Annotated in this window: 14 protein-coding genes and 2 pseudogenes; 8 read left to right on the top strand and 8 right to left on the bottom strand. The window is 61.5% G+C overall.

The annotated features are described in order from the left end of the window. The first annotated feature begins 15 nt into the window (after positions 1–15). The 4 genes and pseudogenes from WN982_RS36275 to WN982_RS36260 all read left to right on the top strand — a co-directional run bounded on the left by WN982_RS36275 (position 16) and on the right by WN982_RS36260 (position 4,208). Positions 16–2,253: a TonB-dependent siderophore receptor gene (locus WN982_RS36275; protein ID WP_341316802.1), complete on the top strand. Its 2,238-nt coding sequence runs from the start codon at positions 16–18 to the stop codon at positions 2,251–2,253. Positions 2,254–2,351: 98 nt separating this feature from the next. Beyond that, entirely contained in the window at positions 2,352–3,212 is an 861-nt protein-coding gene (locus WN982_RS36270; protein WP_341316801.1) for a formyltransferase family protein, read from the top strand. Positions 3,213–3,244: 32 nt separating this feature from the next. Next, positions 3,245–3,352 (top strand): annotated as a pseudogene (gene mhpB, locus WN982_RS36265) (3-carboxyethylcatechol 2,3-dioxygenase); the annotation flags it as partial. Positions 3,353–3,398: 46 nt separating this feature from the next. After that, positions 3,399–4,208, top strand: coding sequence for a fumarylacetoacetate hydrolase family protein (locus tag WN982_RS36260; protein ID WP_341316800.1), 810 nt, complete (start codon positions 3,399–3,401; stop codon positions 4,206–4,208). A 113-nt stretch (positions 4,209–4,321) separates the two neighbouring features. Here WN982_RS36260 and WN982_RS36255 read toward each other — a convergent pair whose 3' ends face one another. After that, positions 4,322–6,499 carry a TonB-dependent siderophore receptor gene (locus WN982_RS36255; RefSeq protein ID WP_341316799.1) on the bottom strand — a complete coding sequence of 726 codons (2,178 nt, stop codon included), beginning with the start codon at positions 6,497–6,499 and terminating at the stop codon, positions 4,322–4,324. A gap of 407 nt (positions 6,500–6,906) precedes the next feature. Here WN982_RS36255 and WN982_RS36250 point away from each other — a divergent pair, with 407 nt between their 5' ends. Beyond that, positions 6,907–9,132, top strand: coding sequence for an NADP-dependent isocitrate dehydrogenase (locus WN982_RS36250; RefSeq protein ID WP_341316798.1), 2,226 nt, complete (start codon positions 6,907–6,909; stop codon positions 9,130–9,132). 89 nt (positions 9,133–9,221) lie between these two features. Here the strand turns inward: WN982_RS36250 and WN982_RS36245 are convergent, their stop codons facing one another. Together WN982_RS36245 and WN982_RS36240 are read right to left on the bottom strand one after the other, a co-directional pair. After that, entirely contained in the window at positions 9,222–9,449 is a 228-nt protein-coding gene (locus WN982_RS36245) for a hypothetical protein (RefSeq protein WP_341316797.1), read from the bottom strand. 357 nt (positions 9,450–9,806) lie between these two features. Further along, a complete protein-coding gene (locus WN982_RS36240; protein WP_341316796.1) occupies positions 9,807–10,646 on the bottom strand; it encodes an alpha/beta hydrolase in 840 nt (279 codons plus the stop codon). A 395-nt stretch (positions 10,647–11,041) separates the two neighbouring features. Here WN982_RS36240 and WN982_RS36235 point away from each other — a divergent pair, with 395 nt between their 5' ends. Both WN982_RS36235 and WN982_RS36230 read left to right on the top strand, forming a co-directional pair. Beyond that, positions 11,042–12,589 (top strand): alpha/beta hydrolase, encoded by a 1,548-nt coding sequence (locus WN982_RS36235; protein WP_341316795.1) that lies wholly within the window; start codon positions 11,042–11,044, stop codon positions 12,587–12,589. Between the two features lie 303 nt (positions 12,590–12,892). Beyond that, on the top strand, positions 12,893–14,809 hold the full coding sequence (locus WN982_RS36230) for a potassium transporter Kup (RefSeq protein WP_341316794.1): 1,917 nt from the start codon (positions 12,893–12,895) through the stop codon (positions 14,807–14,809). Positions 14,810–14,863: 54 nt separating this feature from the next. Here WN982_RS36230 and WN982_RS36225 read toward each other — a convergent pair whose 3' ends face one another. From WN982_RS36225 to WN982_RS36215, 3 genes are all read right to left on the bottom strand, one after another. Continuing rightward, positions 14,864–15,301 (bottom strand): YciI family protein, encoded by a 438-nt coding sequence (locus tag WN982_RS36225; protein WP_341316793.1) that lies wholly within the window; start codon positions 15,299–15,301, stop codon positions 14,864–14,866. Positions 15,302–15,619: 318 nt separating this feature from the next. After that, positions 15,620–15,898, bottom strand: coding sequence for a hypothetical protein (locus tag WN982_RS36220; RefSeq protein WP_341316792.1), 279 nt, complete (start codon positions 15,896–15,898; stop codon positions 15,620–15,622). 280 nt (positions 15,899–16,178) lie between these two features. After that, entirely contained in the window at positions 16,179–17,321 is a 1,143-nt protein-coding gene (locus WN982_RS36215; protein ID WP_341316791.1) for an MBL fold metallo-hydrolase, read from the bottom strand. Between the two features lie 83 nt (positions 17,322–17,404). Here WN982_RS36215 and WN982_RS36210 point away from each other — a divergent pair, with 83 nt between their 5' ends. Further along, complete coding sequence (locus WN982_RS36210; protein WP_341316790.1) at positions 17,405–18,019, top strand: TetR/AcrR family transcriptional regulator; 615 nt, start codon at positions 17,405–17,407, stop codon at positions 18,017–18,019. A 358-nt stretch (positions 18,020–18,377) separates the two neighbouring features. Here the strand turns inward: WN982_RS36210 and WN982_RS36205 are convergent. Together WN982_RS36205 and WN982_RS36200 are read right to left on the bottom strand one after the other, a co-directional pair. After that, positions 18,378–18,470, bottom strand: a pseudogene (locus WN982_RS36205) (shikimate dehydrogenase); the annotation flags it as partial. After that, positions 18,464–19,891 carry an MFS transporter gene (locus WN982_RS36200; RefSeq protein ID WP_341316789.1) on the bottom strand — a complete coding sequence of 476 codons (1,428 nt, stop codon included), beginning with the start codon at positions 19,889–19,891 and terminating at the stop codon, positions 18,464–18,466. The pseudogene WN982_RS36205 and the gene WN982_RS36200, both read right to left, overlap by 7 nt. Between the last annotated feature and the right edge of the window lie 385 nt (positions 19,892–20,276).

The following is a 20,276-nucleotide window of genomic DNA, read 5'->3' as shown; positions in this document are numbered from 1 at the left end:
CTGGAGCATCGAGAGATGGAGTGGGCAATAGGCACGCGTCGGCGTGCGATCGCAGCCGCGACAAGCGTGGCGTTTTGCGCGGCGGCAGCCGGCCACGCGCAGGCGCAGCAGGTGACACAACCGGCCGCACAGCCGGCTGGCGACGCACAGCAGCAGAACAATCAGAGTCAACAGGACGCCACGCCAGCCAGCACGCTGCCTTCGATCAGCGTTAAAGCCTCGGCTGAAAACGAAGGGACCGTGGGCCTCGTCGCACGCCGCAGCAGCACCGGCACCAAGACCGACACCGCGCTGAATGAGATTCCGCAGACGATCAACGTCGTGACCGCCGCGCAGATCGAGGAAACCGGCGCGACCAGCATCAACGAGGCGCTGCGCTACATTCCGGGTTTTTCGTCGTATGGCGCGGATGTGCGCTCCGACTGGTATTCGGTGCTGCGCGGCTTCACGCCGACCGTGTTCGTCGACGGCCTGCAGGTGCCCAACACGCTGAATCTTTCGAGCTGGCGCGTCGATCCATACATGATCGACAGCATCACCGTGCTGCGCGGTCCAACTTCGGTGCTCTATGGGCAGGGCGATCCGGGCGCGATCATCGACGTGCAGAGCAAGCTCGCGAATGGCGAACGCATCCGCGAAGTCGAAATGCAACTCGGCGACTACGCGCGCAAGCAACTGGCGTTCGACGTGGGCGACAAGATCGATAAGGACGGCACGCTGTCTTATCGTTTCGTCGGCGTGGGACGTGACGGCAATTCGCAGACCGGGCCGAATCCGGAGCAGCGCGTCGCCATCGCGCCTTCGATCAAATGGCAGCCGAACGCCAGGACTTCGCTCACTGTCGAGGCGAGCTATCTGCAGGATTGGGGCGACGCGTCGAACAACTTCTTGCCGGCACAGGGCACGATCCTGCCGAATCCGAACGGCAAGATTTCGCCGGATCTGTACACGGGGGACCCGGCGTTTTCTCATTACCGCAAGAAGCAATGGTCGGCCGGTTACCAGTTCGAATACAAGCCCGATTCGGTCTGGACTTTCCGGCAGAACACCCGCTTGATGCATCTTTCGCTCGACCAGGGGCAGGTGTTCGGCGGCGGTCTCGATCCGGCCGATCCGACCGAGGCGTCGCTGCTGCGCTACGCCGGTCTCTACCAGTTGAACTACAGCCGCTTCGACGTCGACAACCAGGCGCTGGCCAGATTCGGCACGGGTCCGCTCGAGCATACGGTGCTGCTCGGTTTCGAATACAACCGGCAGTCCACGACCGATAGCGAGTGGATGGCGACCGCGCCGAGTCTGAACATGTACAACCCGGTGTATACGCCGATCACCAACGCGATTTTCTCCGGCCCCACCGCGTTTCCGCGCACCGATACGAAGTCGACGCTCAACACGTTCGGCCTGTACGCGCAGGACCAGATCAAGTGGCAGCGCTGGGTGCTGACACTCGGCGGCCGTCAGGACTGGAGCAATACGAAACAGAACGACATCGCGGGCGGCACGCAACTGGAGCAGAACGATCATGCGTTCTCGGGGCGCGTCGGGATCGTCTATCTCGGCGACTATGGTCTCTCGCCGTATATCAGCTATTCGACGTCGTTCAACCCGCTCGTCGGCGTGAAAATCGCGGGCGGCGGAATTGCCCAGCCGACCAGGGGCAAGCAGATCGAAGCGGGTTTGCGCTGGCAACCGGCCGGCAAGAATCTGCTATTGAGCGCGGCGGTCTACCAGATCAATCAGACCAACGTCATAACACCCGATCTCGCGCTCGATCCGACCGGCAGCACGCCGGTGCAAACCGGTGAAGTGCGCTCGCGCGGCATCGAGTTGAGCGCGGTGGGTAATGTCACGCGCAACTTGTCGGTGATGGCCGCTTACGTGTACCAGGACGTAAAGAACATCAAGGCCGGCGACGATACGCTGGGCAAATGGCCGGTCGATATTCCTCGGCCGCGTCAGATGGCATCGCTGTGGGGCGACTGGACGTGGCACGCCGGGCCGCTCGCGGGCTTCGGTATGGGCGCCGGCATTCGCTATCAGAGCGGCTCGGCGGGGGCCGCCGACAACTCGCTGTACGTGCCGAGCTACACCGTGTACGACGCGACGATTCACTACGAGATGCGCAACTGGCGCTTCGCGATCAACGGTCAGAACATTTTCAATCGCCGCTTTGTGAGCGGTTGCCAGTCGGTGAACACATGCTTCTACGGTAATCCGCGCACGGTGATCGCGACGGCGAAGTACGACTGGTAAGCGGCAGGCGTTCGGGCGGGCAGCTGAGTTTCGAGCGCCGTCCGAACAGCCATTGCCATGTTCAACATTGCAACGACTCACCCATACTCGAACCGACTATGCCGAAGAAAAAACTCGTTTATATCTGGTCTCTGAGAAACGCCGCCGCCGACAAGGCGGGGCAGGACATCGCTTACAAGAGCGGCACGCGCTACATGAAGTCGGTGCTCGAATCGCTCGTCGAGGCGCTCAACGAAACCGGTCTCGGCGATCTGTACTCGCTGGAAAAGGTCATCTACGACGACGATGCGGGCTCCGCTCCGGATCGCGAGAAGCTGAAGGAATATGGCTTCTCGTACGAGCCTGGCGAACCTGGAAAACCGGGAAAACACTGGTTCTATCCGCCGAATCTGCGTGTGCAAGGCAAGCCCGTCAACGATCTGCTGCTCGCGATTCCCTCGACATACCGCCGCGAGCCGCTCGGCGCCGCAGGACGCGCGGCCGGCAAGAGTCGTTTCGAAAAGCACCTGCTCGATACGCTGGTCGAGTTGAAGGCCGATCTCGTCGTGCTCGATGGGCTGCTGATCATTCTCGACGAACTGGTGCGGCCGGACGCGCCGTTCTATCGCAAGATCGTCAATATTCATCCGGGCGTGACACGTGCCGAATCGCCGTATGAGCGGCGCGGCGCCTATGCGACGCTCGATGCGCTCTACGGCGCGCGCGGCAAGAAAGTGGTCGACTGGAAGACGATGGAGACCGTGCCGGTGACGCCGTTATATCTGACGGGCGCGTCGTTTCATTACGTCGACAACGGTATCGATTCCGGCGAAGTGATCCACGACGCGCTGAACACCGAGATCGACAAGGACGACACGATTCTTGAGCTACGCTGGAACAACTTCAACCGCAGCCTGTTTCCGGCATTGCATGAAGGGCTTGCGATGCTGGCGGGGCATGTCGTTCAGGCCGAGGCGTAAGGTGGGCTGCGGCCTTCATGCGCCGCCGGCGAAAGCCATTGCATCCGCGCAATCCCGGATGGGACCGGGCGTTTCTGAATCTGCTCGCAGAGGGCGAGCTGGCCGCGCTCGACGGTTTGACCGACAATGCGATCACGCGCGGCCTGTCGCCGAATCCGTCTACCCAACCGAACCTGGGAGCCCATCATGATCAACCGAAACCATGCTGAAGCGCTAGCCCTGCGGCTGCGCGAAGCCGAGCGCGCGCGCTGGACCGTCGCGCCGCTGCGCGATGACGAACGATTCGCTCAGGCAGCCAACGCCGCCGACGCAGCCGAACTCGCCTACGCGGTGCAACGGATCAATGCCGAGACGCGCGTGGCGGCCGGCGAGCGCATCGTCGGGCGCAAGATCGGGCTGACTTCGCCCGCCGTGCAGCGCCAGATCGGCGTCGATCAGCCGGACTTCGGCGCGCTGTTCGCGTCGATGGCATACGGCGACAACCAGCCGATTCCGCTTGGCGAACTGATTCAACCGAAGGTCGAAGCGGAGATCGCGCTAGTGCTCGAACATGACCTCATCCACGAAAGGAACACCTACGCGGACCTGATTCGCGCCACCGCCTACGCGGTTGCGGCGATCGAAGTCGTGGATAGCCGGATCGACGGCTGGAACATCCGCTTCGTCGATACCGTCGCCGACAACGCGTCGAGCGCGCGCTTCGTGCTCGGCAGCCGTCCGATGCTGCTGCGCGACGTGGATCTCTTCGGGTGCGCGATGACGCTGTCGAACGACGCCAACGTGCTGTCGCGCGGCAACGGCGCCGCGTGTCTCGGCAATCCGCTGAACGCGGCCGCGTGGCTCGCGGACCAGATGGTGCAACTCGGCACGCCGCTGCGGGCGGGCGACGTGCTGATGACCGGCGCACTCGGTCCGATGGTCGCGGTGACCGAGCCGGGCGTTTTCAGCGCGCAGATAGACGGTTTCGGCAGCGTCCGCGCGACTTTTTCCGCATAAGCAAGCACCCGATTGAGTTTTGGCGGCGCTGCGTGCGCCGTGACGGTGCTTCGTAAAAAACGCCGCCGGTTTGGGGCCCGCTCCTGGTTTGGGCCCCCTCGGTTCGTGCCGAATTAAAACTGCACCGTAGCGCTAGCCACAAAAGTCCGTGTCGGCGAAGGCGACACATAGTACCCCCACGCAGTGGTCCAATACCGGCGGTTGAACAGGTTATTGATTCCCGCACGAAGCGTCACGTCCTTCCCTGCGATTTTCGTCTCATACCGGCCGCTCAGATCGTAGGTGACATAAGCCGGCACGAACTGCGAGTTATCCGCATTGACCGCCTCGCTGCCGACATATTTCCCACCAAACGCGAGCGTCAAGGGGCGCAAATACGCGGGGTTGTATTCAACACGTCCAGTCACAGTAAACCGCGGTGCCCCATACACCCGCTTACCTTCGACGGAAACATCGTCGACGTCCACTGCCTTGGTATCGAGCCACATCACCCCGCCCACCACGCGCCATTCGCTGGTCAGCGCGAGCCAGCCGCTCGCGTCGACGCCCGTATACCGCTTGGTGCCGTCCTGCACGAACACGTTGGCCGAATTCGTGTAGTTGTACCCCTGATCGACGCGGAACAGCGCAAGATTGGCGCCCCACTTGCTGTGATCCGACTTGAAGCCGATTTCATACTGCTTGCTCTTGAGCGGGCCGAACGTGGCCGGGTAATTGGCGTTGGTGTTCGACGCCGAACCGCCTTGTTCCAACGATTCGACATAGCTCGCGTACAACGTCGAATAGGGATCGGTCTTGAACATCAGCGCCAATGTCGGCGTGACCGGATCCGCACTGTATTGCGACGAGACAGCGCCGGTCGTGTCGTAGACATGCTGGCGGTATTGCGTATATCGCACGCCGACCAGCGCGGACAGCCGCGAAGTGAGTTGCACGGTATCGCTCGCGTACAACGCGGCCTGCGTGGTGCGTTGCTGGCGGTACAGGTCGGAGCCAATGCTGACTTCGTCGTTGGTCAACAACGTGCTGCTGTAAAGATTGCCGTTGCCGAGGAAGTAGCCGTCGTTCCAGCCGACGCTATTGCTGTACTCGCTGGTTTGCGTCTGAAAGCCCGCGCCCACGACCACGTCGTGCTTGATGCTGCCGGTGCTGAACTTGCCTTGCACCATCGCGTCGACGTTCTGATAGAAGTAACGCGTCATCGCGGCGTAGAGCGTGTTCGAGTAATTGCCCGCGTCGTCGCTGACATACAGGAAGCTGTCCGAATTGGTGCGATTCTCCTTGGCGAAGCGGTACTTCAGGCTCGCATGCCAGTTATCGGAGATGCGGTAGTCGAGCCCCGTGCCGAACGAGGCCATCTCGGTCTGGTAGTAATTCTGCGGCTGCGTCAGCGAATGGCTGACCGTGCTCGCGTCAGGAATGCTGAGCCCGCTGGCGAACATCAGGCCGAACAGCGTGCCGTTGGTCTTGCGCTTCTGGTAGAACGCGTCGGCGGACCAGGTCAGGTCAGGCGTCACGCGGAAGTCGACCGCGAGCGACGCCACCTTGCGGCGCACGTGACCGTTGGACTCGGCGGTGTTGCCGTCTTCGTTGACGAGGTTGAGGCGGTAGCCAAAGCGGTTGTCGTTGCCGAAGCGGCCGCCCAGATCGACCTTTTCGCTAAATACGCCGGCAGACTGATAGTCGATCGAAACGCTGCGGTACGGATCGTCGGTCGGCCGTTTCAGCACGTAGTTGACGATGCCGCCCGGCGAGCCGAAGCCATACATGAAGCCGGACAAGCCCTTGAGCAATTCGACCTGCTCGAACGGCTCGAGCGGGAGGTCGGTGTCCCACGACGGAAAGCTCTGGCCGTCCACCTTGATGCTGTTCAGCGTGTCGATCGGCATGCCGCGCACGTTGAACATCGAGTTTTCGCTCACCGAGTTCTCGCTGCTGACCGACACCGCCGGATCGTACTTGAACAGATCGTTGGCGGTCGTGGCCATCAGATCCTGCGCCTCTTCGCTCGTCACGACGTGGGTCGAAAACGGCGTATCGACCTGCTTGCGCGAACCCAGCGCGCCGGCGCTGACGGTGTCGGCCTGCGCCGCGGAGTCGTCGCGCGACGCCGATACGCTCACCGAGGGAAGCGTGGCGGCATCCGTTACCACCGCCTGCGCCCATCCGGACGACGACAGCGTGGATAGCGAAAGACCGAGGCTCACAAGGAGCCCTGCACTGAGAAGCGACGGAGTGCGGCGTTGGCCGCGCGCAAACGCAGGGCGGCCGGCAAGAAATTGATTCTGCATATTCTTTGAATTGGGCGGCGTAACGCCTTCCTGCGCCAAAGGTGTGCGGGAAGGCATCGGTTGAGCGAGTGGTTGGTTGAACGTGCGCAAAAAAACGGCAAATTCGTGTGAATGTTAATGCATATGATTCGCATTAACAATTTGATCGTGGCAAGTCATCTATAAGACATCTGACAAAAGACTTGGGGGAATGTCCTCAAACCCATGCCTGGCGGGCGTCGGGCCGGTTTGGGACGTCTGCGGCATATGTTTATCTAGCAGCGCGTACTGGAAAACACGCATATACTCACGTGCGGGCCGTAAAAAGTAGTGCCGTGGGTCGCGCTGCCTTTGCGCCGTTCGTCGCAACCTCGCTGGCTCAGCGCTACAACGCTCTGTCTTTCATTTCACCAAGCAAAGCATTAAACATGTCCACGCCAAAGATCATCTACACCCTTACCGACGAAGCGCCTGCACTGGCGACTTACTCGCTGCTCCCGATCGTCAAGGCTTTCACGCGCTCGTCCGGCGTGATCGTTGAAACGCGTGATATCTCGCTTGCCGGCCGGATCATCGCTGCATTTCCGGACTACCTGACCGCGGAACAAAAGGGTTCCGACGATCTGGCGGAACTGGGTGGACTCACCACGCGCCCGGAAGCGAACATCATCAAGCTGCCGAACATCAGCGCGTCGGTGCCGCAACTGAAGGCCGCGATCACCGAACTGCGCGACCAGGGCTACAAGCTGCCGGCCTATCCGGACGAGGCGAAGACCGACGCTGAAAAAGACGTCAAGGCGCGCTACGACAAGATCAAGGGCAGCGCGGTGAACCCGGTGCTGCGCGAAGGCAATTCGGATCGCCGCGCGCCGTTGTCGGTGAAGAACTACGCGCGCAAGCACCCGCACAAGATGGGCGCGTGGACCGCGGACTCGAAGTCGCACGTGGCGCACATGAGCGGCGGCGATTTCTACGGCAGCGAAAAATCCGCGCTGATCGCGGCGGCCGGCAGCGTGAAGATCGAATTGACGGCAGCTGACGGCACGAAGACGGTCCTGAAAGAAAAAACGGCCGTGCAAGCGGGCGAGATCATCGACGCTTCGGTGATCAGCAAGAACGCGCTGCGCAGCTTCATCGAAGCAGAGATCGCCGATGCGAAGAGCAAGGGTGTGCTGTTCTCCGTGCACCTGAAAGCCACCATGATGAAGGTGTCGGATCCGATCATCTTCGGTCACGTGGTGTCGGTGTTCTACAAGGATGTACTGACCAGGCACGCGGACGCATTGGCGCAAGTGGGCTTCAATCCGAACAACGGCATCGGCGATCTGTACGCGCGCCTGAAAGACCTGCCGGCCGAAACGCGCGAAGCGATCGAAGCGGATATCAAGGCGCAGTATGAACAGCGCCCGCCGCTGGCGATGGTCAATTCGGACAAGGGCATCACGAGCCTGCACGTGCCGAGCGACGTGATCGTCGACGCGTCGATGCCGGCCATGATTCGCGAGTCGGGCAAGATGTGGGGCGCGGACGGCGCGCTGCACGACGCCAAGGCGGTCATTCCGGACCGTTGCTACGCGGGCGTCTACCAGGCTGTGATCGAAGACTGCAAGAAACACGGCGCGTTCGACCCGGTCACGATGGGCACCGTGCCCAACGTCGGCCTGATGGCGCAAGCAGCGGAAGAATACGGCTCACACGACAAGACGTTCCAGATTCCGGCGAACGGCGTGGTTCGCGTGATCGATACGGCGGGTCAGGTTCTGCTCGAGCAACCGGTCGAAGCAGGGGACGTCTGGCGCATGTGCCAGACCAAGGACGCACCGGTCCAGGATTGGGTCAAGCTGGCGGTCAACCGCGCGCGCGCTACGGGCACGCCCGCTATTTTCTGGCTGGACGCGGCTCGCGCGCATGACTCGCAGATCATCAGGAAGGTCGAGCAATACCTGAAGGATCACGACACCAGCGGTCTGGATATCCGCATCATGACGCCGGTCGAAGCGACCCGTTTCTCGCTCGAGCGCATTCGCGCCGGCAAGGACACGATTTCGGTCACCGGCAACGTGCTGCGCGACTACCTGACCGACCTGTTCCCGATCATGGAACTGGGCACCAGCGCGAAGATGCTGTCGATCGTCCCGCTGATGGCAGGTGGTGGCATGTTCGAAACCGGTGCCGGCGGTTCGGCGCCGAAGCACGTTCAGCAACTGGTCGAAGAAGGTTTCCTGCGCTGGGATTCGCTCGGCGAATTCCTCGCGCTGGCTGCGTCGCTCGAACACCTGAGCGGCGCGTATCACAATCCGAAGGCGCAGGTTTTGGCCAGGACGCTGGATCAGGCAACGGGCAAGTTCCTCGACAACGACAAGTCGCCGGCGCGCAAGGTTGGCGGTATCGACAACCGCGGCAGCCACTTTTACCTGGCGATGTACTGGGCTGAGGCACTGGCTGCACAAACCGAAGACGCGGCGCTGCAGGCGCAGTTCGCTGGCGTTGCGAAGGCGATGGCCGACAACGAAGCGAAGATTCTCGAAGAGTTGGGCGCAGCGCAAGGCAAGCCGGCGGATATCGGCGGCTACTATCGCCCGAGCGTTGAACTGACGAGCAAGGCAATGCGCCCGAGCTCGACGTTGAACAAGATCGTGGACGCTGTCGCCTAAAGCACTGAAGGCGGCAAACACGACGATGGCGCTCGTGAGCGCCATCGTCGCTGCCACTTGCACGTAGACGGCTGGCATGCCTGCCGTCATCACACGTGAACGATTTCCCAATCGCCGATTTTTTCCGGAATTTCGAGCGTGGATGTGTCGACTTCGGACAGATGCGGGCAGGTCAAGCCGCGCGCGAGGTCGTCGGCCGCATGTTGCGGGCTGGAAAATTCACCGAGCGTCTCGTTGCCGAAGGTTGCTTCCCAACCATCCTGTCCCGGCAAAATGTAGAACGCTCCCTGCGTCGAACCAAAACGAAAGCCTTTCATTTTTAGTCTCCCAATTGCCATTAAAAACCGCGATGTCGTGGCGGCTTCTTGCGGGAGGCGGGGACAAACTCAGCAGCGTTTTCGTCCTATCCGTTTCGACCCGACCGCATGAAGCGCTAACTCATGTAAAAGAGTCTACGACAGCGGCTCGCGTCGCAAGGCGTTGTTAGACGGTTCATTCGATCAAAAAATATCATTTAAAAACAATGATATATGCGTTTCATTTTGCAATGTGCAACGTGGGGCGACATTGCGAAATGGCGAATTTGTGCCTTGCACCACGATTTTTTACAGAGCAAGGCGCCATGCCACATCGTGAAATTTGGCTTGATTGGTGTGACCTAAGCCATCGCGGAGTCAAGACGAAGCGCAATCCTGCGCGCCATTCCGTTCGACAAGAACCCTGCTGAGAAAAGCCAGCATCACGCTGTTGAATTGATCCGGCCTTTGCAGCGGCGCGAAGTGGCTCACGCCAGGAAGCAGAATCAATTCCGCGCCGGGAATGCTGCGGGCGAGGTAGTCGGCATGTTCGTGTTTGATGAATTCGTCATGCTCGCTTTGCACGATCGCAACCGGCACACGGATCTCAGCCAGATCGCGCGCGGAATAATTGGGCTCGGTTTTCATCATCTTGCTGACCGCGCCGACAAACGCATTGAAGTCGTCCGGCGTGGCCGAGAGTTGCGCATAGTCTTTGGCATGCCGGCTGAAACACCGGTCGATGACCGGGCTCGGTTTGAATTCCCTGGTGCCGCTGGGGTCCATGTTGCAGCCAAAGAAAAATACGCCCGCCACTCGCTCGGGGGATTTCATGCCGAGGATCATGGCGACGCATGCGCCATCGCTCCAGCCCACGATGGCCGCTCGTTCAAGCTGCAATGTGTCCATCACGGCCAGAACGTCGGACGCCATCAACTCATACGTGTAGGCGCGCGAATCGCGCGTACTGCGGGCATGGCCGCGGCTATCGATGAGCACCACGCGATGCCCCGAACTGACCAGCGCGGGCACCTGATAGCCCCAGTTGCCGCTATGGCCGAGACCGCCATGCAGCAGAATCACCGGAGAGCCGGTTCCGTATGTCATATACAGGATGCGCGCCCCATCGTGCTCTACGTAGCCCCGGTCGCTTGAGGCAGGCAGAGGCGCGGCGCCATGCGCTTCGAAATGTTCGAGGTCGTCGTCGTAGGATTTCATGTAGTGCCTGGTTCCGGTTGTCTCGCGATTTGCTGGAGCGTGCCATGCGGCCTGAAGCATTCCAGCGGATTCTAGCTTTGTCCATGCGAGACCGGATGTAGTGCCGATGCGTTGTATTCAGCGATGCGTTGTCTGTTCGGGTCCGTGTCGCGTCGTCGCATTGCCCGCCGCCGACGAGCGCGGCGTGTCGGCCGCTTCAAACCGCGCATACCGGCCAACCTTTCTGAAGCATTTCATTGCAAAAGTCGCCAAAGACGACGCTAGCCCTGCATGACCTCTTTACCTATACTCATCTCACCTTGGAAGGCACCCCCAACTGCTGTCACACGAACAACACGGAGCCTCACATGCCTGTAGCTTTGCGAAACGCGGCCTTGGCATTTCTGACCTGCTCCATGTTGAGCGCCACCGCCTACGGACAAGATGATTCCAGATGCAATGCCGCACGTTGCCATCCCCGCGGCCAACTCCTCGATCAACGCACCACACTACGCCTGAGCGCAGCGGCATTCTCGAAGCTGCTGGCATCGACCGCCTCCGGAAAGCAACTCGCCCAGGTCGCCGGCGCCCCCGCTTGCAACGTGGAGATCGTGTATCTCCGCTACCGCACGATCGGCGCCGCAGGCGAGCCCACCACGGCCAGCGCCGCCCTGATGATTCCTGGCGGACGTCAGGCTTGTAGCGGCCGGCGCCCGCTCATGCTCTACGCGCACGGCACCACCGCCTATCGCAACTACAACATCGCCGACGTGACGCAAAGAGATTCTGCCAACGGAGACGGCGCGTCGGAGGGCATCAGCGTCGCTGCCATGTACGCAGCCCAAGGCTATATCGTGGTCGCGAGCAACTACGCGGGTTATGCCGGCTCCGATCTGCCGTACCACCCCTACCTGAACGCCGACCAGCAATCGACCGATGTGATCGACTCGCTTCGGGCGGCGCGCATCGCCTTGAGCGAAGCGAAGACGGAAAGGTCGGAAAGAAAAACGCGGGAAAACGGCAAACTCTTTGTCACTGGTTATTCGCAAGGCGGCTACGTTGCGATGGCGACGCAACGTGCGCTGCAAGCGGCGGGCGTCACCGTGACAGCTGCCGCGCCGGGATCGGGGCCCTATGCGCTCGCTGCCACGGCCGACGCGCTCATCGAAGGCGAAGTGAACCTGGGCTCTACGCTGTTCACGACGCTGGTCGTGACGGGCTACCAGCATGCGTATCAGAACATCTATCGCAAGCCCGGCGACTTTTACGAAGCTGCCTATGCGCCCGGCATCGAGAATCTGCTGCCCAACGTGACGCCGCTCGACACCCTGTTTGCGAAGGGGAAACTGCCTGCGACACAACTCTTCAGCAGCGTTTCTCCCGCACCGCAGTTCGCATCCATGACGCCGCCGACTTCTCCGCCCCTCGTGCCGCCCGCACTGACGCCGCTGTTTGCTTCAGGGTTCGGCAGCGCAAACCTCGTGCGCAACGAGTATCGGCTGAGCCTTCTCGAAGACGCATCCGTCAATCCCGATGGCGCCTTCCCCAATGCAACCGTTGCCTTGGCGCCGGCTGCCAATCCGACCCACCCCTTGCGTCAGGCATTCAAGCGAAACGATTTGCGAAACTGGCTTCCGCGTTCGCCGGTTCTGCTCTGCGGCGGCCAGTCGGATCCCATGGTGTTCTTCTTCAACGCACTGATCGAACAGGCCTACTGGCAGAACGCCAAAGTGCCGGCAGGGCTCACGTCCGTGCTGGATGTCGACGCGCCGATCTCCGGGCCCAACGACGCCTACGCTCCGATCAAGCAAGGTTTTGCGCTCGCCAAATCGACGCTCGCCAGCCAGGCCGTTGCCGCAGGTGCCACCGACGGCGGCGCCTCCGCGGTGCTTCAGGCCTACCATGCCGAACTCGTCGCGCCGTTCTGCATGGTCGCCGCACGGGCTTTCTTCGCGAAGTTCTAGGCGTGCCGCCGACATCCGAATCGCTTGGCGGACTTTATCGGCCGAACAGCGGCAATCGACCGGCATGCGGCGGCGTTCCGACGCTGACGGGCCGTCGCGGTACGCTTTTTTTCGCTGTCACATCGAACCTGCTTTTCGGCTGTTGCTTCCCTATACTTTGAACAACTAAGGCAGCAAGCCAATCAACTGATCATTGATCGTGCTTTCAGATCGATCCGGAGCGAACACGCGACGATCTGTTCCTCACGGCGCAGCGGCACATCGCGTGCGTTGCATCGCCGGAGCGCCAATCTGGAGCGAGACATGAGCCAGTCCGTATCCGCCAGGGCCAAGGCTGGCCATCCCGGCGAACCCGCGCCTCACCGGCCGGCGATGGCCGCGCTCGCACTTGCGGCGCTGGGTATCGTGTATGGCGACATCGGGACCAGCCCGCTCTATACGCTGCAGACGGTGTTCGATCCGGCCAATGGACTCACGCTGAACGCGCTGAACGTGGTCGGCATCGTGTCGTTGATCGTCTGGTCGCTGATTGTCGTCGTCTCGCTCAAGTATGTCGCGCTGATTCTCCGCGCGAACAATCACGGCGAGGGCGGCATCATGGCGCTGCTGGCGCTCGCTGCTTCGTCAGTAGCGACACGGCCACGGCTGCGTCGTACGCTGCTGGGCGTCGGCATCATGGGCGCAGCGCTCTTCTACGGCGACAGCGTGATCACGCCGGCAATCTCGGTGCTGAGCGCGGTCGAAGGTCTGGAGGTCGCCGCGCCGTTTCTGAAGACGTACGTGATACCGGTGACACTGGTTGCGCTGGTCACGCTGTTCGTGATGCAGAAGCGCGGTACCGCCGGCATCGGCAATATCTTCGGACCTGTGATGGTGCTCTGGTTCATCGTGCTTGCCGTGGTGGGTGTCGTCAATATGACGAGGGCGCCCGCGATACTGGTCGCGCTCGATCCGTTCACCGGGCTCGCATTCTGCCTGCGTCACCGGTGGCTGGCCTTCGTTGCGTTGGGGGCGGTCGTGCTGTCGCTGACGGGCGCCGAGGCGCTGTATGCCGATATGGGACATTTCGGCGCGAAGCCGATCAGGTTGACCTGGTTCGGCCTGGTGTTCCCGGCGCTCGCATTGAACTACCTGGGGCAGGGCGCGTTGCTGCTTGCCGATCCGGGGGCGCTGCAGAATCCGTTCTACCGGCTGTTCCCGCAATGGGCGCTGTATCCGATGATCGTGTTGTCGACGATCGCGACCGTCATCGCGTCTCAAGCCGTCATCTCGGGTACGTATTCGATGACGAAGCAGGCGATGCAACTCGGCTTCCTGCCGCGCATGAACGTCGTCTATACGTCGGAAAGGGAGATGGGGCAGATTTACGTGCCCGGCATCAACTGGACGCTGCTGGCTGCCGTCGTGGCCGCGGTGCTCGGCTTCGGCTCATCGACGGCGCTCGGCTCCGCATACGGTATCGCCGTAACCGGCACGATGCTGATCACCACAGTTCTCACGTTCTTCGTCGTGCGCTACGCGTGGCATTACAACTGGCTGCTGTGTGTTTTCGCCACCGTATTTTTCTTCATCATCGACGCGACGTTCTTCTCCGCGAATCTGCTGAAGCTGATGCAAGGCGGCTGGTTCCCGCTTCTGGTCGGGCTGATCATCTACACGATCATGGCGACCTGGGGACGCGGCTGGGAGATGATGCGTGCCGAAGCGCGCGTGAGGGCCGGGGCGACGCCTCTCAAGCCATTCCTGGCGAAGCTGCTGGCCCGCTCGCCGATACGGGTCGGCGGTACGGCGATCTTCCTGTCGGCGGATCCTGACGGCGTGCCGCACTCGCTGATAAACAATCTGATGCACAACCGCGTGCTGCACGATCGCGTGGTTTTCGTGACGGTGAATAATGAGGAGATACCGTGGGTTCCGGCGAGCGAGCGCGTGACCGTGCACTCGCTCGACTCAGACTGCTACCAGATCACGATCACATATGGGTTCATGGATGAGGTCGATCTGCCACGCGCGCTGAAGGCGTCGGGTCTCGCCTTCGAGTCAGCAGAGACGTCTTATTTCCTCAGCCGGGCGACCGTGGTACCCACGCGCGACAGCGGCATGGCGATGTGGCGCGAGCGGCTGTTCGCGGTCATGCTGCACAACGTCGGCAACGTCGCGGCCTATCTGAAGCTGCCTGCCAATCGCGTCATCGAGTTGGGCGCACGCGTGGAAATCTGATGCGCCAAGCCTCACGACGCGCGCTTCTCGGGATTCCGGGGCCGCGCGCCCACGTCAGCGCGGCTTGTTCGCCGCGTCTTCGACCGCAGCGCGCAGGCCTTCTTCCTGGGCCTGCAGCTCGGGCGTGAATTCAGCGCCGAAATCGGCGGCCTCGAAAAGCGGGCGAATTTCGATCTCCGATTCGCCTTCCATGGGATTGGGGCAGCGCCTGACCCATTCGACGGCTTCCTCCATCGACTTGACTTGCCACAGCCAGAACCCGGCGACGAGTTCCTTGGTCTCTGCGAACGGTCCGTCGATCACGGTCCGCTGGCTGCCCGAGAAGCGCACCCGTTTGCCTCTTGCGCTCGGGTGCAAGCCCTCGCCCGAGAGCATCACGCCTGCCTTGACGAGTTCTTCATTGAAATTGCCCATTGCGGTAAGCAACTCCGTGCTGGGCATTTTCCCGGCCTCCGACTCGCTCGTAGCCTTCACCATCACCATGACTTTCATCGTCGTTTTTCCTTGAGTGAGTTGTGGGAGCCGCACGGCCCCGAAGTCGATTCAGGATCGGCGGGCGGCTCTGATACTACGACGAATCGGGCTACCTGAAATCGACGCCGATTTAAAAAAATTGGGTGCACGCGCACGCCATTCCCGCGGTCTTCTCATTGGGATCGGCGTATCGGGAGAGATAGCCCTGACATCCGCGTATTGCGTATCGAGTATCGCGCGGAAAGCGTTTTGTCGGGATGCCAGAGTCTGCTGGAAGGTAGCTGCCTCGGTGGCACGCGCCGTCGTTGCCTTGGGCCGTGCCGTTTCCGCCAGACCCTAGTGCATGACCATTCTGAATTCGTCGAGGCCCAGCTTGATGGGCTCCGCCGGCTTGAAAGATTGTTTGAGCTCCGCCACCTTCAATATTTCAAGCTGCGCGTCTTCGAATGCGATCAGAAGGTCCATCCGCCGTCTGCTCGCGGCTCCGCAATATCTGATCAGTGCCTCAGCGCTCACCTCGAAGATCTGGGCGCGATCGTCGAAGCAGACACGAAAGGCGACGGTCGCGCATTCCGTGACACAGGGTCTGAATCCTTCATCGACATATACCGGCATGGCGATCTCCCAACATACGCCTGGACGGTCAGTATGACAGAGCGTCAATTTCCGGTGTGTGGGAAAACCGGCATTAGTCGCGAAGTGGTTGTCCAGAAGGGCCCTCCAGTCCGAACGCTGGAGCTTCGGTCCCAGGACGGGTGCAAGTTAGAAGACACGATCGTGCTGCCGCCCCCGAAAACGCCCAGGAGCAAGCGGGGGTAAGCTCGCCGCCCGGCCAACCAGAGCGATCGCGGAGCGGCAAGGCGCCTTGGTTCGCCGTATCGGCGAGCGTAGATAGTTAGCCCTGCGAATTTGCTTGCCCAGCATTGCGGCAGGCAAACCAGCGCCGCAACGTCCTGGGCTCCTGCACGATCTCGGCGATCTCGGCGACCTCGCGCCACCACCGCTCACCGCGGTGCGGCGCGGCCAGATCCAGCCGCTCGCCCATGCGCGGCGTCGCGAGCGGAATGCCACGCGCGGCGGCGAGCCCCATTACGCGCTCAAACGGTTCCTGCCAGCGATGCATCGCCAGATCGAACGTCCCGTTGTGAATCGGCGCCAGCCAGCGGCCGCGCAGATCGAGGTGCGCCTGGACGGTTTCGTCCGGCTGCATGTGAACGTACGGCCATTGGGCGTCGTAGGCGCCCGTTTCGAGCAGCGTCACGTTGAATGGACCGAGCCGCTCGCCGATGGTCCTGAAACCGTCGAAGTAGCCCGTGTCGCCGCTGAAGAACACGCGCAGATCGCCGTCGACGATGACCCACGAGGCCCACAAGGTGCTGTTGCCGTCGAAAAGACTGCGGCCGGAGAAATGCTGGGCAGGTGTCGCCGTGAACGCCACACCGTCGATCTCTACACCCTGCCACCAGTCGAACTGGCGCACCTTCGACGCGTCGATACCCCACTCGATCAGCCGGTCGCCGACACCCAGCGGCGTCAGAAACACGCTCGTTTTACTGGCGAGTGCAAGCACCGTCTCGCGGTCCAGGTGGTCGTAGTGGTCATGCGACAGAATCACGCCGCGCAGTGGCGGCAAATCAGCGAGCGCAATGGGCGGTGCATGAAAGCGTTTTGGACCGAACCGCTTGAACGGCGATGCACGTTCGGCGAAGACCGGGTCGGTCAGCCAGAACTGACCGCGCAGTTTGAGCAGCATGGTCGAATGCCCGAGGCGATACAGGCTGCGCTCAGGTGCCGCGTCAAGCTGTTCGCGTGTCAGCGCATCGACGGGCAGAGTGCTGGCAGGCGCAGTGCCGTCCGGTTTATTGAGCAACATATTCCACGCGATGCTCAACATTTTGCCGATTCCTTCGACGGGCCGCGGCTTGACGTTACGAAAGCGCTCGCCGTCATGCTGTGCTGACGAGTCGAAGAATTCACGCCCGCGTCGCGCTGCCGTCAGGCCCAAAGCGCGGCGGATAGAAGCGGTGAACAATGTCATGTGGGGCGTCCCGATGCGGAAAGTAGACTATGCAGTGTAGTTTATCGTCAGGAAAAGTAAACTGCCCGGTGTAAAATTTAGCTATGGATACCAGTGATACCCGTCTACGCCTGACCGATCGCAAGCGCGCCGCCGTGATCAGCGCGGCTATCGAAGAATTTCTCGGGGCCGGCTTCGACGCCACCAGCATGGACCGCATCGCAGCCCGCGCGAGCGTCTCAAAGCGTACGGTCTACAACCATTTTCCAAGCAAGGAAGCGCTGTTCGCAGCCATCCTGCGGCAGTTGTGGGACTCGAGTGACACGGGAGAGGCGCCCGTTTATTCCGGCTCTCAGCCGTTGCGCGCGCAATTGCTCCAGTTGCTGTTGAAAAAGCTAAGTCTTTTAAACGACGAGGCATTCCTGTCGCTCGCGCGCGTTGCGATCGCGGCAGGCATTCATTCGCCGGAGCGCGCGCGCGACATGGTGGCCCGCATGGGTGAGCGCGAAGAAGACCTGACCGTGTGGATACGTGCAGCCGCTGCCGATGGCCGTCTCAAGACATCGGACCCGATGTTCGCCTCGCAGCAGTTGCAGGGCCTCGTGAAAGCGTTCGCTTTCTGGCCGCAAGTGACGATGGGGCAGCCGCCTCTCAGCAAAGAGGAACAGAAGCAGGTAGCGGAATCCGCCGCGGATATGTTTCTTGCGCGCTATGCATGATTGGTGCGAGACGCGGGGCGGTTCAGCCTGGTGAAGCTTGGTGAAGCCTGTCAGGCATTAGGGTTTATACTTATGCTTTGACGGACAATTTTCTGAAACCCCCGCCCGGTTTGCTCTCGGGCAGCGTTTTAAGAAAGCGCTTCATCGCCTCCGCTACAGCAGGCTGCTAGCCGGAAGAACCTACTCGGGTCCCCACTCATGAAATCGCTCATTACAGCGGCAATTGCCGCCACCGTTCTTGCTCCAGCCGTTTTCGAATGGTTCTCGCGGCTTCCCGACGCAATCCGGGATGCATTGAGGACCCGCGCCGAGGTTAGCGCGCTCATGGCCGAAGCCTATCGTCGTCAGCGTTGAAGCGAATCGGCGCTGTCGGCGTCAGTTCGTCGACACGCGCGGTCGTCGCGGCCGTGTGCGGCATCGTGACGAGCGCGCCGTGAAGGTTGGTCAGGCGGACGCCTTTGCCAGCTTCTCGTCCGCTACGGTTTGTCCGCGCAGCCGGTCATATTCGGCTTTGTCGATGGGAACGGCGTCGGGCTCGCCGAGCCGGCTCATCGGGATGCGATACGTCTCGCGTGCGCTCCATGCCGCGAGCGCTGCGACGATCGTCACGCCAAGCGTGATCGAGCCGACGGTGAGCGGAATGTTGGCTGATCCCGGAGGCGCGACAGTCGCGAACAGCGCTGGCAGCAGCGCTGTAATGAGCGTGCCGATGTTCTGCGCGATCGCCATCGCCGAAACGCGGGAGCGCGTCGGGAAGAGTTCCGGGTAGAAGCTCGGGAAGATCGCGTTATACCCCTGGTAGACGATGCCCCACATCAGCAGCGACATGATGAACGCGACCGGCACGTTGTGAATGCTGATCGCGTAGAGATAGCCGAACGAAAGCAGCCCCGAGCCGATCGCGCCGACTGCGATCGGCAGCTTGCGGCCGATGCGGTCCGACAGATTACCGACGAACGGAATTACCAGCACCGCGACGATATTGCCGACAACTGGAATCCACAGATACACGCTCTTGTGAAAGCCGATACCGTAGGCGGCCTGCACCGCGTAGGCCGCGCCGAAGATCGTAGCGACGACGGGGATCACGTTCATCAGCGCCATGCAGACGACGCGAATCATGTCCTTCCAACCGTACTTGAACGCTTCGCTGATCGGCGCCTTCGGCACTTCCGCTTCGCCGGCTTCCTTGGTAAACGCGGGCGTTTCCTCGACTTCACGGCGGATGATGTAGCCCGCGACCAGTACGCCAGCGGAGAGCAGGAACGGAATGCGCCAGCCCCACGAATTGAACGCGTCTTCCGGCATGAAATACGCGAGCGGCAGGAAGACGGCCGCGGCGAGAATCTGCCCGGCCTGCACGCCCTGCAGTGTGAAGCTCGCGTAATACCCCCGGCGGCCGAATGGCGCGTGCTCGAGAATCATCGAACTCGCGCCGGAGATTTCACCGGCCACCGCGAAGCCCTGGACCAGACGCACGATGACGAGAAGCGTCGGGGCCAGCATGCCGATCTGGTGGTACGTCGGCAGGAGACCGACGGCCATCGTCGCTGCGCCCATCAGGAACATGCATACGAGGAGTACGGTTTTGCGGCCGTGGGTGTCGCCCCAGTGTCCGAGGAAGAACGCGCCGATCGGCCGTGCAACGTAACCGACGCCATAGGTTGCCAGCGACGCGATGATCGCCACTTTCGGATTGCCTGACGGAAAGAACAACTGCGGGAAGATCAGCGCCGCGGCCTGCGCATAGATGAAGAAATCGTAGTACTCCAGCGCCGAGCCGATCCAGCCGCTCGCGGTCGCCTTTCTGGTCTGCTTGCGGTGATGTTGCACGTCGTCTGGGCTGGATGCGCCTTGCGATTGGGCTTCCATGTCGTCTCCGAAATTGGCTTGTTGAGGCCGGGCGTTCCTCGGCTTCTTTGTTCCGATCAGTAGCGCGCGGTCGGTGAGGTGCTGGGACCCATATTGATCCAAGTCCGTTGTGTGTGGAATAGTCTTCCATATAGTGTGGGATGGAATTCCGCTCGGTGTTTACCCGGCGGGCGACACGCGAACCGGGACAGGCAGGGCAAGTCCTTCGCAGGAGCGCAGCGACCCGGGCGCCCTGGATCGAGGTGTGGCAATCATCGAATTGCTGGCAGAAAGCGTGGACGGATCGCGCGCTGAGTGCTATGTCGGAAGATCTGCGGATTCCCCGCAGTGCAACGCACCAACTGTTGACTAACGCGATCAAGATGTTCCACGGCAGCTTCTGAAC

This window comes from Paraburkholderia sp. IMGN_8 (assembly GCF_038050405.1).
Taxonomy (GTDB): Bacteria; Pseudomonadota; Gammaproteobacteria; order Burkholderiales; family Burkholderiaceae; genus Paraburkholderia.
Note: the sequence above shows the minus strand (reverse complement) of the source record. Positions and strands in the feature narration are given on the sequence as shown.